Source organism: Pseudomonas shirazensis, from assembly GCF_014268785.2.
Classification (GTDB): Bacteria; Pseudomonadota; Gammaproteobacteria; order Pseudomonadales; family Pseudomonadaceae; genus Aquipseudomonas; species Aquipseudomonas shirazensis.
Window position 1 is genome coordinate 360476 of the sequence record NZ_JABWRD020000003.1, and the last position, 12641, is coordinate 373116.

Consider the following 12641-nt stretch of genomic DNA (forward strand, 5'->3'; position numbering starts at 1 on the left):
GGAGCCTTGTCATGCTGAGCCCCTATATGTCACCCATCGAGCGGGTGTGGTTCTACAGCCTGCGGATCCTCTGCGGCCTGATCCTGTTGTTCCTGGTGCTGCCGATACTGGTGATCATCCCGCTGTCGTTCAACAGCGGCAGCTTTCTGGTGTACCCGCTGCAGGGCTTTTCGCTGCACTGGTATCAGGACTTCTTCGCTTCGGCGGAGTGGATGCGCGCCCTGCGCAACAGCATCATCGTCGCCCCTGCGGCGACTGTGCTGGCAATGGTGTTCGGCACCCTGGCCGCGATTGGCCTGACCCGCGGCGACTTCCCCGGCAAGTCGTTGGTGATGGCCCTGGTGATCTCGCCGATGGTGGTGCCAGTGGTGATCATCGGTGTCGCGAGCTATTTGTTCTTTGCCCCGCTGGGCTTGGGCAACAGCTTCATCTCGTTGATCCTGGTGCACGCGGTGCTGGGCGTACCGTTTGTGATCATCACCGTGTCGGCCACCCTGCAGGGCTTCAACTACAACCTGGTGCGGGCCGCGGCCAGCCTCGGTGCCTCGCCGCTGACCGCGTTCCGTCGGGTGACCTTGCCGCTGATTGCCCCTGGGGTGATCTCGGGGGCATTGTTTGCCTTCGCCACCTCGTTCGATGAAGTGGTGGTCACGCTGTTTCTCGCCGGGCCTGAACAGGCAACCCTGCCGCGGCAGATGTTCAGCGGTATTCGCGAGAACCTGAGCCCGACCATCGCTGCGGCAGCGACCTTGCTCATCGCTTTCTCAGTGGTGCTGTTGCTGACCCTGGAATGGCTGCGTGGGCGCAGCGAAAAACTGCGTACACAACAGCCAGAGTAACCTGCTGGCGCCAGCCCCCACCCTCGGGCTGGCGCGCTGCAGCAGGATTGACACCAATCAGCCCCCATCCCGCGGGGCTGAGGTACAATGCGCGCCACCGTGATTTCTGCCTACAGGTGCGCCATGCAGCCCTACGCTATTGCCCCGTCCATTCTTTCTGCCGATTTCGCCCGCCTGGGTGAAGACGTCGACAAGGTACTGGCCGCCGGCGCCGACATCGTCCACTTCGATGTAATGGACAACCACTATGTCCCCAACCTGACCATCGGCCCGATGGTGTGCAGCGCACTGCGCAAATACGGCGTCACCGCGCCGATCGATGTGCACCTGATGGTCAGCCCGGTCGACCGCATCATCGGCGACTTCATCGAAGCCGGCGCTACCTACATCACCTTCCACCCGGACGCGACCACGCACATCGACCGCTCGCTGCAGTTGATTCGTGACGGCGGCTGCAAGGCTGGCCTGGTGTTCAACCCGGCTGCCGGTCTGGAGACCCTGAAGTACGTGATGGACAAGGTCGACATGATCTTGCTGATGAGCGTCAACCCAGGCTTCGGCGGGCAGAAGTTCATCCCTGGCACCCTCGACAAGCTGCGTGAAGCACGCGCGCTGATCGATGCCAGCGGGCGTGACATCCGCCTGGAGATCGACGGCGGCGTCAACGTCAACAATATCCGCGAGATCACCGCTGCTGGCGCCGACACCTTTGTCGCCGGCTCGGCGATCTTCAATGCGCCGGACTACCAGGAAGTGATCGCCAAGATGCGCGCCGAAATGGCCCTGGCCCGCCCATGAGCGGCTTCGAGCAGCTGTTCCCGGGGACGCTGCCCAAGTTGGTGATGTTCGATCTGGATGGCACGCTGATCGACTCTGTCCCCGACCTGGCTGCAGCGGTAGACCGCATGCTGCTCGAACTCGGTCGCCCGCCGGCCGGCCTTGAGGCGGTTCGCCACTGGGTCGGCAATGGCGCACCGGTACTGGTGCGCCGGGCACTGGCGGGAGGCCTTGACCACGGCACGGTTGACGACGCGCTGGCCGAGCATGGCCTGGCCCTGTTCATGGAGGCCTATGCCGAAAGCCATGAGCTCACCGTGGTCTACCCGGGCGTGCGCGACACCTTGCGCTGGCTGCACAAGCAAGGCGTGGAGATGGCGCTGATCACCAACAAGCCGGAGCGCTTTGTCGCGCCGCTGCTGGATCAGATGAAGATCGGTCGCTATTTCCGCTGGATCATTGGCGGCGACACCCTGCCACAGAAAAAACCTGACCCGGCGGCGTTGCTGTTCGTGATGAAAATGGCCGGGGTCAGCCCGGCGCAGGCGGTGTTCGTCGGCGATTCGCGCAGCGATGTGCTCGCTGCCAAAGCCGCCGGGGTGCAGTCGGTTGGCCTCAGCTATGGCTACAACCACGGCCGGCCAATCGAGGAAGAATCGCCCAGCCTGGTGATCAGTGATCTGCGCATCCTGTTGCCTGGTTGCGTAGTCACCGACACTGGGATAACGTTGGCCGACCTTCCAGCCTCCAAAGACAGAGAGTCCATCGTGGCGGTTATCGGCAAATACTGGATGAAAGTCATCAAGGCCCTGGCCCGTTGGCGTTGGCGCGCCTGACTTCTGCTCGCCGGCAGCTGCCGGCCCGTCCGTTTGCCTGACCCCATTGCTCTTGCTCCGAGGCTACTCATGACCCGCGAAGAATTCCTGCGTCTGGCCGCTGCTGGCTACAACCGCATTCCTTTGGCCTGCGAAACCCTGGCCGACTTCGACACGCCGTTGTCGATCTACCTGAAGCTGGCTGATCAGGCCAACTCGTACCTGCTCGAATCCGTTCAGGGCGGCGAGAAGTGGGGCCGTTACTCGATGATCGGCCTGCCATCGCGCACGGTGCTGCGCGTGCACGGCTATCAGGTGAGCATCCTTGAAGACGGTGTCGAGGTAGAAAGCCACGAGGTGGAAGACCCGCTGGCCTTCGTCGAAGCGTTCAAAGAGCGTTACAAGGTTGCCGATATCGCCGGCCTGCCGCGCTTCAATGGCGGCCTGGTCGGCTACTTCGGTTACGACTGCGTGCGTTATGTGGAAAAACGCCTGGGAGCCTGCCCGAACCCGGACCCACTGGGTGTGCCGGACATTCTGCTGATGGTCTCGGACGCAGTAGTGGTGTTCGACAACCTGGCCGGCAAGATGCACGCGATCGTGCTGGTCGACCCGTCTGCCGAAGACGCCCTCGAACAGGGCCAGGCGCGCCTGCAGGCGCTGCTGGCCAAGCTGCGCGAGCCGATCACGCCACGTCGCGGCCTTGACCTGAGCGGGCCGATGGCTGCCGAACCGGCATTCCGTTCAAGCTTCACCCAGGATGATTACGAACGTGCGGTCGATACGGTCAAGGAGTACATCCTCGCCGGCGACTGCATGCAGGTGGTGCCGTCGCAGCGCATGTCGATCGACTTCAAGGCCGCGCCCATTGACCTTTATCGCGCGCTGCGCTGCTTCAACCCGACGCCTTATATGTACTTCTTCAACTTCGGTGACTTCCATGTCGTCGGCAGTTCGCCGGAAGTGCTGGTGCGGGTCGAAGACAACCTGGTCACCGTGCGCCCAATCGCCGGCACCCGCCCACGCGGTGCCAACGAAGAAGCCGACCGCGCGCTGGAAGACGACCTGCTGTCCGACGCCAAGGAAATCGCCGAGCACCTGATGCTGATCGATCTGGGCCGCAACGATGTCGGCCGCGTTTCGGCAACTGGCAGCGTGCGCCTGACCGAGAAGATGGTGATCGAGCGCTATTCCAACGTCATGCACATCGTCTCCAACGTCACCGGCCAACTGGCCGAGGGCTTGACCGCAATGGATGCACTGCGGGCGATCCTGCCGGCCGGCACCTTGTCCGGCGCGCCGAAGATCCGTGCCATGGAAATCATCGACGAGCTCGAGCCGGTCAAGCGTGGCGTGTATGGCGGTGCAGTCGGTTACTTTGCCTGGAACGGCAACATGGACACCGCGATCGCCATTCGCACCGCGGTGATCAAGGATGGCGAACTGCATGTTCAGGCCGGTGGCGGTATCGTTGCTGATTCGGTGCCTGCACTGGAGTGGGAAGAAACCATCAACAAGCGCCGCGCGATGTTCCGCGCCGTAGCCCTGGCGGAACAGACCCCGTCGCGTTGATGTGTTGAGTTGGCTGGCCGCCACGCGGCCTCGCTCCATCTGCCTGCCTTGTGCTTGACCCAGCGCCCCGTGCGGGATGACCCGCGCCTGGAGGCGCAAGCGCAAGGTTCGAATCAGAAGTCAGTCTTCTAGAGGTTTGCCGCACATGTTACTGATGATCGACAACTATGACTCCTTCACCTACAACGTCGTCCAGTACTTTGGCGAGTTGGGGGCCGAGGTCAAGGTCATCCGCAATGACGAGATGACCATCGCCCAGATCGAAGCACTCAACCCCGAGCGCATCGTGGTCTCACCAGGCCCGTGCACCCCGAGCGAAGCCGGTGTGTCGATCGAGGCCATTCTGCATTTTGCCGGCAAGCTGCCGATCCTTGGCGTTTGCCTTGGCCACCAGTCGATCGGCCAGGCCTTTGGCGGCGACGTAGTCCGCGCCCGCCAGGTGATGCATGGCAAGACCAGCCCGGTCCATCATCGCGACCTTGGGGTGTTTGCCGAACTGAACAATCCGCTCACGGTGACCCGTTACCATTCGTTGGTGGTCAAGCGCGAGACGCTGCCCGAGTGCCTTGAGGTGACCGCCTGGACTGCCCACGACGATGGCTCGGTGGATGAAATCATGGGCCTGCGCCACAAGACCTTGAACATCGAAGGGGTGCAGTTCCACCCCGAGTCGATTCTTACCGAGCAGGGCCACGAGCTGTTCGCCAACTTCCTCAAGCAGACCGGCGGCCGCCGTTAAGGATTCGAGCATGGATATCAAAAGCGCGTTGAGCCGTATCGTTGGCCACCTGGACCTGTCGACTGCAGAAATGAGCGACGTCATGCGCCAGATCATGACCGGCCAGTGCAGCGAGGCGCAGATCGGTGCCTTCCTGATGGGCATGCGCATGAAGAGCGAGAGCATCGACGAAATCGTCGGCGCGGTCTCGGTGATGCGTGAGCTGGCAGACAAGGTCGAGCTGGAAAGCCTCGACGGCGTGGTCGACGTGGTCGGTACCGGCGGTGACGGTGCGAACATCTTCAACGTGTCCACGGCGGCGTCGTTTGTGCTCGCCGCGGCTGGCTGCAAAGTGGCCAAACACGGCAACCGCGCAGTCTCGGGCAAAAGTGGCAGTGCCGACCTGCTCGAGGCGGCCGGGATTTACCTGAACCTGACGCCAGTGCAGGTTGCCCGCTGCATCGACAGCCTGGGCATCGGCTTCATGTTCGCGCAGAGTCACCACAAAGCCATGAAGTACGCCGCGGGCCCGCGTCGCGAGCTGGGCCTGCGCACTTTGTTCAACATGCTTGGCCCGCTTACGAATCCGGCCGGAGTGCAACACCAGGTGGTTGGCGTGTTCGCCCAGACCTTGTGCCGGCCGCTGGCCGAGGTGCTGCAGCGCCTGGGCAGCAAGCACGTGTTGGTGGTGCACTCCAAGGATGGCCTGGATGAGTTCAGCCTGGCAGCGCCGACCTTTGTTGCCGAGCTGAAAAAAGGTGAGATCAGCGAGTATTGGGTCGAGCCCGAAGACCTCGGCATGAAGAGCCAGAGCCTGCATGGCCTGGCTGTGGAAAACCCGCAGGCCTCGTATGAACTGATCCGCGATGCCTTGGGCCGGCGCAAGACCGAAAACGGCCAGAAGGCCGCCGAGATGATCGTGCTCAATGCGGGCGCCGCGCTGTACGCAGCAGACCACGCAATGACCCTGGCCCAGGGCGTAGAGCTTGCCAGCGATGTATTGCACACCGGCCTGGCCTGGGAAAAACTCCAGGAACTGGGCGCCTTTACCGCCGTATTCAAGCAGGAGAACGAAGCATGAGCGTGCCGACCGTGCTGGAAAACATCCTCGCCCGCAAGGTCGAGGAAGTCGCCGAGCGCCGTGCCCGGATCAGCCTGGCCGAGCTCGAGCAACTGGCCAAGGCTGCTGATGCGCCGCGTGGCTTCGCCAATGCGCTGATCGAACAGGCCAAGCGCAAGCAGCCTGCGGTGATTGCCGAAATCAAGAAGGCCTCACCGAGCAAGGGCGTGATCCGCGAAAACTTCGTCCCGGCCGACATCGCCGTCAGTTACGAGAGGGGCGGCGCGACCTGCCTGTCGGTGCTGACCGACATCGATTATTTCCAGGGCGCCGATGCCTACCTGCAGCAGGCCCGCGCGGCCTGCAAGCTGCCGGTGATTCGCAAGGACTTCATGATCGATCCGTACCAGATCGTCGAAGCCCGTGCGTTGGGCGCCGATTGCGTGCTGCTGATTGTCTCTGCGCTGGATGATGTGCGCATGGCCGAACTGGCCGCTGTGGCCAAGTCGGTCGGCCTGGATGTGCTGGTCGAAGTGCATGACGGCGATGAGCTGGAGCGGGCCTTGAACACCCTCGACACACCATTGGTCGGGGTCAACAACCGTAACCTGCACACCTTTGACGTCAGCCTGGAAACCACCCTCGACCTGCTGCCACGAATTCCGCGTGAGCGGCTGGCGATCACCGAGAGCGGGATCTTCAACCGGGCCGATGTCGAGCTGATGGAAATCAACGGGGTGTACTCGTTCCTGGTTGGCGAAGCGTTCATGCGTGCTGAGCAACCGGGGCAGGAATTGCAGCGGCTGTTCTTCCCGCAGCGGCCGGTACAGAACGTGGTTCAGGAACTGGACTGATTGACCTTGAAGCCGGCCATTGCCGGCTTCGTTGTTTCTAGAAGGTGGCTAAAAGGTGGCATCCCGATGAGCGAACAACCTCTGGCCCTGACCGTCGCGCAGGGCCTGCAAGCCGAGCAGGACCTGCTCGCCGCCGTGTGCCGCGGCGATGCCGAGGCCGGCGTGCTGTTCTGGCGCCCGACCGATCAGGCGCTGGTGATGCCGCGGCGGCTGAGCCGGCAGGACAACTTCGAGGTTGCCTGCGCCGAGCTGGCCATCGCTGGCTGGCCGGTGCTGCTACGCGAGACTGGCGGCGAACCGGTGCCGCAATCGCATGCAACGGTCAACGTCGCGCTGGTGTATGTTGCCCCGCGTAGCGAAGGCGACCATGGCCGTATCGAGAACGCTTATGAGCGTTTGTGTCAGCCGCTGTGTGAGGTTCTGCGCGAGTGGGGCGGGGTGGCTTCGCTGGGCGAGATCGATGGCGCCTTCTGCGACGGACGTTACAACGTCAACCTCAACGGGCGCAAGCTGGTCGGCACTGCTCAGCGCTGGCGCCAGGGCCTGGGCGGCAAGCGCCCGGTAGTGCTGGTGCATGGCGCCCTGCTGCTGGATAACCAGCGCGAGTCGATGGTGGCGGCGGTCAACCGCTTCAATCAGTGCTGCGGCATCGATCAGCACTGCCGCGCCGACAGTCATATCGCCCTGCATGAAGTGGCGCCGGCAGTGCCCTGGTTCGAGCGCCTGTCTGCCGCCTATGCTGAGGTGATCGCAGGTCTGCCCCAAGATTAACGGGTGCCGTACACCACCATGGTTTTGCCCTTGACCTGAACCAGGCTGCGCTCCTCCAGATCCTTGAGGACGCGGCCGACCATCTCCCGTGAACAACCCACGATCCGCCCGATCTCCTGGCGGGTGATCTTGATCTGCATGCCGTCCGGATGAGTCATGGCATCGGGCTGCTTGCACAAGTCGAGCAGGCAACGGGCGACGCGCCCGGTGACATCGAAGAACGCCAGGTCGCCGACCTTGCGCGTGGTGTTGCGCAGGCGCTGGGCCATCTGGCTGCCCAAGGCGTAGAGAATCTCAGGGTCGAGGCGGGCGACCTCGCGGAATCTCTCGTAGCTGATCTCGGCTACTTCGCATTCGGTCTTGGCCCGCACCCAGGCGCTGCGATACTGCTCCTTGCCGACTGGCTCGAACAAGCCCAGCTCACCGAAGAAATCGCCATCGTTGAGGTAGGCGATGATCATCTCGCGGTCCTGGTCATCTTCGATGATCACGGTGACCGAGCCTTTGATGATGAACGACAAGGTTTCAGCCCGGTCGCCGGCACAGAGGATATCGCTCTTGGCGGCAAACCGGCGGCGCTGGCAGTGCGCCAGCAATTTGTCGATGTTCTTGATCTTGGCGGAGAGGGCGGACACAACCATCAGGACATCCTGTTCGATGCGATACAGAGGCTTTTCGGATCGGCTGGCAGGCCGCGCCAGTCATTTGGCGCCAGCTTATCAGGCGCTGCCCAGTGTATCGGCAGCGATGCGTGTTGAGTTGAGCTTTTCCGACGGGCTTACAAGGCTTAAGCTGGCACCCTTTCTACGTATCTGGAGTCGACAAGCATGAAGGCACGCATCCAATGGGCCGGTGAAGCCATGTTCCTCGGTGAATCGGGTAGCGGCCATGTCGTGGTCATGGACGGTCCGCCCGAAGCCGGTGGGCGCAACCTTGGCGTGCGGCCGATGGAGATGCTCCTGCTCGGCCTCGGTGGCTGCAGCAACTTCGACGTGGTCAGCATTCTGAAGAAATCGCGCCAGGCAGTGGAGAGCTGCGAAGCATTCCTCGAAGCCGAGCGCGCTGACGAAGATCCGAAGGTGTTCACCAAGATCCACCTCAACTTCGTGGTCAAGGGTCGCGGCCTCAAGGAAGCGCAGGTCAAGCGCGCTGTCGAGCTGTCAGCAGAGAAGTACTGCTCGGCGTCGATCATGCTCGGCCGCGCAGGTGTGGAAATCACCCACAGCTATGAGATCGTCGAACTCGGCTGAGTTGTTTCCGTGTTGTAGAGCAAGGCCAGCCCAGGCAGCAGCGCCAGCAGCAGTGCTGGTGCATTGCTGGCCAGCAGGATGAAAGTCTCGGCGGTGCTCCACGTGGTGCCGAAGCATTGGGCAAACACCAGGCACTGCAACAGTGCCGTGATGCTGGCGGCCAGCAAGAAGACGCCAAGCAGCAGTCGGCGTCTGTGGGTAAAGCAGCCCGCCAGCACAAACAGTAACTGCCCCGGCAGGCTCAACAGCAGCAGTTCAAGTGCACTATTGCTGTCGGGTTCGCCCAGGCTGGGTAGCGTGAGACTGAAGCTCGCTTGCCGGATTTGCGCGGTCATCAGGCATATGAACAGGTAGGCCATCAACGGCAAGCCCAGACTTTGCAGCAGGCGCCGGGCAACTCTCGACATTATCGACGCAGCCCGGGTAACAGCGCGAGCAGGCGTTCAGGCAAGTTGCCGCGTAAGCTGGCACTGAGCTTTTCACGATGCTTTTGGTAGACAAGGCCCAGACCGATCACGCCGAGGCCGATCAAGGTCAGCAGCAGCGGGAACAACAGCGAGTCGGCAAACACCTGATAGGACAGGTAGCCCAGGTAGGCCGCCACGCCGACGGCGCCGAACACCATGAAGATCGGCCGTCGCAGCAGCACCGCCAGGCCCATCAGGCCCAGGTTGATCAAGCCATACATGGCTTTGCCCCATTCGCTGCCGCTGTCGAGCAGGGTCAACCCGCCCCAGAACGCTGCCAGGCCAGCCAGGTAACCCCAGAAGGCGTAGTCCTTGCGCGTGCGTCCATCGACCACGATGCTCAGCAGCAGCACGCCCAGGCCGAACCAGACCGAGACCAGGCGCCGCTGCTCCCAGCTGAACGGCGCGCCGTATATCCACTCGGTCAGGTCCATCGACATGAACCACAGCGCCACTGCGATCGGCATGACGATGAACGGGAAGGCAATCAGGCGCAGCATCAGCAGGCCAGCGAGCACCGTCGCCGCCTCCATCAGCAGCCAGCCGGCTTGCACGTTGGTGTAGTACTGATGGAAGTCGACCTGAGTGTCGTCCAGCGGCCACCAGCCCAGCAAGCGCTGTAGAGCAAACACGCTCAGCGGCACAATGCTCACCGCCACTGCGCCGAGCACGCCGGCAGGCACAAGCTGCTGGCGCCGTTGCAGGGCCAGGGCTGATGTGGTCAATACGGCGATATACAGCAGGGCGATAGCCAGCAGTGCTGAATCACCGATGCTCATCCAGGCTTCGGTCAGCAGCCAGCCCATGGCGGCCATGATCAGCAGGCCGCCGAGGTAGAACGCTACATGCGCCAGTTGGAAGCTGGCTTGAGCAGCCGGTTGGCGCCGCAGGAAATTCAGCAGCGCCTGATCCTGGCCGGGTTGCAGAATACTGGCGTCGACCGCACGCGCCAGATCCTTGGCATCGAAACGTTCGGTCATCTGTGTATTCCTAGATGCGGTAGGTGCTTTTGGTCATGACCTTGGCCATCAGGCTCATGCCAAAGCGCACGGGCGCCGGGAAGCGATAGCCGCCGGCTTCCAGTGCCGCGTCGGCATGGTGCTCTTCATCGATCCGCATCTGCTCGAGAATGGCCCGGGATTTTTCATCTTCGCTGGGCAACTGCTCGAGATGTTCATCCAGATGCTTGCAGACCTGATGCTCGGTTGCCGCAACGAAGCCAAGGCTGACCTTGTCGCTGACCAGCCCGGCGATTGCGCCGATGCCGAACGACATGCCGTAGAACAATGGGTTGAGCACACTGGGATGGCTGCCGAGTTGGCGAATACGCTGCTCGCACCAGGCCAGATGGTCGATCTCTTCTTCGGCTGCATGCTCCATCGCCTTGCGCACCTGAGGCAGGCGGGCGGTCAGCGATTGCCCCTGGTACAGCGCCTGGGCGCAGACTTCACCCGTGTGGTTGATGCGCATCAAGCCGGCGACGTGGCGCGTTTGCGCGTCGTCCAGGTCAGCGTCGGGCTGGATGATTGCAGGAGAAGGGCGGCTAGGTTGGCCGCTGAAAGGCAGCAAGGTGCGCATGGCGGTATCGGCCTGCAGCAACAAGCGGTCGAGCGGCGAATAGTGACGTTCGGTAGCCATCGGGCACCTCCGCAAGAGTGATGCCCGACAGTTTACCGCAAACCCCTGGCCGGGGCTTGCCTTGGATCAGCCCGGTGGCCAGTGCATCTGGCGCTGGCCGAGCACGTGCATGTGAATATGGTAGACCGTCTGGCCGCCCAGTTCGTTGCAGTTCATGACTACGCGGAAACCGTCTTCGCAACCCAGCTCCTTGGCCAGACGCTGCGCGGTGAAGAGGATATGGCCGGCGACGGCCTTGTCATCTTCGGTCAGGTCGTTTAGGGTGCGGATCGGCTTTTTCGGGATAACCAGAAAATGTACCGGCGCCTGCGGGGCGATATCGTGGAAGGCCAGAACCTGGTCATCCTCGTAGATGATCTTGGCCGGGATTTCCCGGTTGATGATCTTGGTGAAGAGAGTCTCCACAGCACTTGCTCCATGGTCAGGGTCCGAGCTGAGTGTACCCAGCACGGCGCTGCGCGCACAGTGCTATTGCGCTTCCAGCGGGCAGTAACGGCGATTGATCAAGCCGGCCAGCTTGCGCGTCAACCAACGCGGCAGGAGGCGTGGCAGTCTCGCCAGCCAGCGATTGCGCCGACCGGGCATGATCAGCGGGCGGTTCTTGTCCAGTGCGCGGACGGTATACAACGCCACTTCTTCGGCGCTCAGGCAGCGCTGGCCGTTGTCCAGCCTGGGGATCTTGCGCAGTGCCGAGCGTACTGGGCCTGGACACAGCACCGAGACCTTGATGCCGGTACGGCCAAGCTCTTCGCGCAGGGCTTCGGAAAAGCTCAGCACATAAGCCTTGCTCGCGGCGTAGCAGGCCATCCACGGGCCGGGGGCCACAGCTGCCAGCGAAGCAACGTTGAGAATCTGCCCACCGCCCTGGATCGCCATCAGGTTGCCAATGGCGTGGCACAGGCGGGTCAGGGCGAGGATGTTGACCTCGAGCAGGTCTTGTTCGTCAGCCCACTCGTGGGCCAGAAACGGGCCATACGTGCGGTGCCCGGCGCAGTTGACCAGCAGGTCAATGCGCCGCTCGCCTTCTTCCAGCTCAAGTACAAAGCTCGACAAACGCAGCGGCTGGCTGAGGTCGCAGGCACGCAGCAGCACCTCGACGCCAAAGCGCTGAGCCAGCTCGATTGCCAGCGGTTCGAGGGTCTCGCGATGGCGCGCCACCAGGATCAGGCTACGGCCACGCCGCGCCAGGGCTTCCGCCAGGGCCAGGCCCAGGCCGCTGGAAGCACCGGTGATCATGGCGTAACGGGTCATGCGCGGCTCCTGGGGCGACGGAAAGGGGCGCTAGTGTACAGCGTGGCCAACAGAGGTGTTGCCTTTTGCTACAGCGCCCCAGTGGGTCAGAACGGTTTGACCACTACCAGAATGACAATCGCCAACAGCAGGAGTACCGGTACCTCGTTGAACCAGCGGTAGAACACATGGCTGCGCTTGTTGGTGCCAGCAGCGAAGCGTTTGCGCTGAGCGCCGCACATGTGATGGTAGCCGGTCAGCAGGATTACCAGAGTCAGCTTGGCATGCATCCAGCCCTGGCTGAGCCAGCCTGGGGTCAGGTAGAGCATCCAGATGCCGAACACGAAGGTGGCGATCATCGCCGGATTCATGATGCCGCGATACAGCTTGCGCTCCATCACGGTGAAGCGCTCCTGGCTGGTGCTGTCCTCGCTTTGCGCGTGATAAACGAACAGCCGTGGCAGGTAAAACAGGCCGGCGAACCAGCAGACCACGCTGACGATGTGCAGCGCTTTGATCCATAGGTAAAGCATGGAGGGTGTTCCTTCAGGTTTTCACGGTGGTCGGATAGTAGTGGTGAAGCACCTGCGGCGCATCCCAAGAGTTGTTACAGGCGGCTGGCAGCCCTATCATCGTGCGCTTTCCAGTCG

The 12641-nt window shown here is 62.5% G+C and carries 16 protein-coding genes; 9 read left to right on the forward strand and 7 right to left on the reverse strand.

Translation table 11 applies throughout. From position 1 onward, the window contains the following. Positions 1-11: 11 nt before the first annotated feature. The 8 genes from HU736_RS17530 to HU736_RS17565 all read left to right on the forward strand — a co-directional run bounded on the left by HU736_RS17530 (position 12) and on the right by HU736_RS17565 (position 7406). A complete protein-coding gene (locus HU736_RS17530) occupies positions 12-839 on the forward strand; it encodes an ABC transporter permease (protein WP_101322376.1) in 828 nt (275 codons plus the stop codon). A gap of 123 nt (positions 840-962) precedes the next feature. Next, complete coding sequence (gene rpe / locus HU736_RS17535) at positions 963-1637, forward strand: ribulose-phosphate 3-epimerase (protein WP_103438663.1); 675 nt, start codon at positions 963-965, stop codon at positions 1635-1637. After that, the gene (locus HU736_RS17540; RefSeq protein WP_103435184.1) at positions 1634-2452 is read left to right on the forward strand and encodes a phosphoglycolate phosphatase; all 819 of its coding nucleotides are present in this window, start codon (positions 1634-1636) and stop codon (positions 2450-2452) included. The genes rpe and HU736_RS17540 overlap by 4 nt, the downstream gene beginning before the upstream one ends. Before the next feature lie 69 nt (positions 2453-2521). Next, positions 2522-4003: an anthranilate synthase component I gene (gene trpE / locus HU736_RS17545; RefSeq protein ID WP_101322373.1), complete on the forward strand. Its 1482-nt coding sequence runs from the start codon at positions 2522-2524 to the stop codon at positions 4001-4003. 145 nt (positions 4004-4148) lie between these two features. Next, positions 4149-4742 (forward strand): aminodeoxychorismate/anthranilate synthase component II, encoded by a 594-nt coding sequence (locus tag HU736_RS17550; protein WP_103435182.1) that lies wholly within the window; start codon positions 4149-4151, stop codon positions 4740-4742. Between the two features lie 10 nt (positions 4743-4752). Then, positions 4753-5802: an anthranilate phosphoribosyltransferase gene (gene trpD / locus HU736_RS17555; protein WP_103435181.1), complete on the forward strand. Its 1050-nt coding sequence runs from the start codon at positions 4753-4755 to the stop codon at positions 5800-5802. Next, positions 5799-6635 (forward strand): indole-3-glycerol phosphate synthase TrpC, encoded by an 837-nt coding sequence (trpC, locus tag HU736_RS17560; RefSeq protein ID WP_186700392.1) that lies wholly within the window; start codon positions 5799-5801, stop codon positions 6633-6635. Before trpD ends, trpC begins: the two co-directional genes overlap by 4 nt. Before the next feature lie 66 nt (positions 6636-6701). Next, positions 6702-7406 carry a lipoate--protein ligase family protein gene (locus HU736_RS17565; protein ID WP_103435179.1) on the forward strand — a complete coding sequence of 235 codons (705 nt, stop codon included), beginning with the start codon at positions 6702-6704 and terminating at the stop codon, positions 7404-7406. Here the strand turns inward: HU736_RS17565 and crp are convergent. Beyond that, positions 7403-8047 (reverse strand): cAMP-activated global transcriptional regulator CRP, encoded by a 645-nt coding sequence (crp, locus tag HU736_RS17570; protein WP_103435178.1) that lies wholly within the window; start codon positions 8045-8047, stop codon positions 7403-7405. The two genes, HU736_RS17565 and crp, sit on opposite strands and share 4 nt — an antisense overlap. Before the next feature lie 186 nt (positions 8048-8233). Between crp and HU736_RS17575 the strand changes: the two genes are divergently transcribed. Beyond that, a complete protein-coding gene (locus HU736_RS17575; RefSeq protein ID WP_101322368.1) occupies positions 8234-8656 on the forward strand; it encodes an OsmC family protein in 423 nt (140 codons plus the stop codon). Here the strand turns inward: HU736_RS17575 and HU736_RS17580 are convergent. The 6 genes from HU736_RS17580 to hemJ all read right to left on the reverse strand — a co-directional run bounded on the left by HU736_RS17580 (position 8632) and on the right by hemJ (position 12524). Next, entirely contained in the window at positions 8632-9063 is a 432-nt protein-coding gene (locus HU736_RS17580; RefSeq protein ID WP_103435177.1) for a hypothetical protein, read from the reverse strand. The genes HU736_RS17575 and HU736_RS17580 overlap by 25 nt on opposite strands. Then, entirely contained in the window at positions 9063-10103 is a 1041-nt protein-coding gene (locus HU736_RS17585) for a DUF2157 domain-containing protein (protein ID WP_186700390.1), read from the reverse strand. Before HU736_RS17585 ends, HU736_RS17580 begins: the two co-directional genes overlap by 1 nt. A 10-nt stretch (positions 10104-10113) precedes the next feature. Beyond that, complete coding sequence (gene coq7 / locus HU736_RS17590) at positions 10114-10761, reverse strand: 2-polyprenyl-3-methyl-6-methoxy-1,4-benzoquinone monooxygenase (RefSeq protein WP_186700388.1); 648 nt, start codon at positions 10759-10761, stop codon at positions 10114-10116. A gap of 66 nt (positions 10762-10827) precedes the next feature. Then, positions 10828-11166: a histidine triad nucleotide-binding protein gene (locus tag HU736_RS17595; RefSeq protein WP_101322364.1), complete on the reverse strand. Its 339-nt coding sequence runs from the start codon at positions 11164-11166 to the stop codon at positions 10828-10830. A 63-nt stretch (positions 11167-11229) separates the two neighbouring features. Next, positions 11230-12012, reverse strand: a complete 783-nt coding sequence (locus tag HU736_RS17600; protein ID WP_103435174.1) for an SDR family NAD(P)-dependent oxidoreductase — start codon at positions 12010-12012, stop codon at positions 11230-11232. Between the two features lie 86 nt (positions 12013-12098). Continuing rightward, on the reverse strand, positions 12099-12524 hold the full coding sequence (gene hemJ, locus HU736_RS17605; RefSeq protein ID WP_101322362.1) for a protoporphyrinogen oxidase HemJ: 426 nt from the start codon (positions 12522-12524) through the stop codon (positions 12099-12101). Between the last annotated feature and the right edge of the window lie 117 nt (positions 12525-12641).

What these genes read in the sequence shown, in the direction of transcription:
- HU736_RS17530 (WP_101322376.1), top strand. Translation starts at nt 12, where the DNA reads ATGCTGAGCCCCTATATGTCACCCATCGAGCGGGTGTGGTTCTACAGC.
- trpE (WP_101322373.1), top strand. Translation starts at nt 2,522, where the DNA reads ATGACCCGCGAAGAATTCCTGCGTCTGGCCGCTGCTGGCTACAACCGC.
- HU736_RS17580 (WP_103435177.1), bottom strand. Translation starts at nt 9,063, where the DNA reads ATGTCGAGAGTTGCCCGGCGCCTGCTGCAAAGTCTGGGCTTGCCGTTG.
- hemJ (WP_101322362.1), bottom strand. Translation starts at nt 12,524, where the DNA reads ATGCTTTACCTATGGATCAAAGCGCTGCACATCGTCAGCGTGGTCTGC.
- coq7 (WP_186700388.1), bottom strand. Translation starts at nt 10,761, where the DNA reads ATGGCTACCGAACGTCACTATTCGCCGCTCGACCGCTTGTTGCTGCAG.
- trpC (WP_186700392.1), top strand. Translation starts at nt 5,799, where the DNA reads ATGAGCGTGCCGACCGTGCTGGAAAACATCCTCGCCCGCAAGGTCGAG.
- trpD (WP_103435181.1), top strand. Translation starts at nt 4,753, where the DNA reads ATGGATATCAAAAGCGCGTTGAGCCGTATCGTTGGCCACCTGGACCTG.
- HU736_RS17565 (WP_103435179.1), top strand. Translation starts at nt 6,702, where the DNA reads ATGAGCGAACAACCTCTGGCCCTGACCGTCGCGCAGGGCCTGCAAGCC.
- HU736_RS17550 (WP_103435182.1), top strand. Translation starts at nt 4,149, where the DNA reads ATGTTACTGATGATCGACAACTATGACTCCTTCACCTACAACGTCGTC.
- HU736_RS17540 (WP_103435184.1), top strand. Translation starts at nt 1,634, where the DNA reads ATGAGCGGCTTCGAGCAGCTGTTCCCGGGGACGCTGCCCAAGTTGGTG.
- HU736_RS17575 (WP_101322368.1), top strand. Translation starts at nt 8,234, where the DNA reads ATGAAGGCACGCATCCAATGGGCCGGTGAAGCCATGTTCCTCGGTGAA.
- HU736_RS17585 (WP_186700390.1), bottom strand. Translation starts at nt 10,103, where the DNA reads ATGACCGAACGTTTCGATGCCAAGGATCTGGCGCGTGCGGTCGACGCC.
- rpe (WP_103438663.1), top strand. Translation starts at nt 963, where the DNA reads ATGCAGCCCTACGCTATTGCCCCGTCCATTCTTTCTGCCGATTTCGCC.
- HU736_RS17600 (WP_103435174.1), bottom strand. Translation starts at nt 12,012, where the DNA reads ATGACCCGTTACGCCATGATCACCGGTGCTTCCAGCGGCCTGGGCCTG.
- crp (WP_103435178.1), bottom strand. Translation starts at nt 8,047, where the DNA reads ATGGTTGTGTCCGCCCTCTCCGCCAAGATCAAGAACATCGACAAATTG.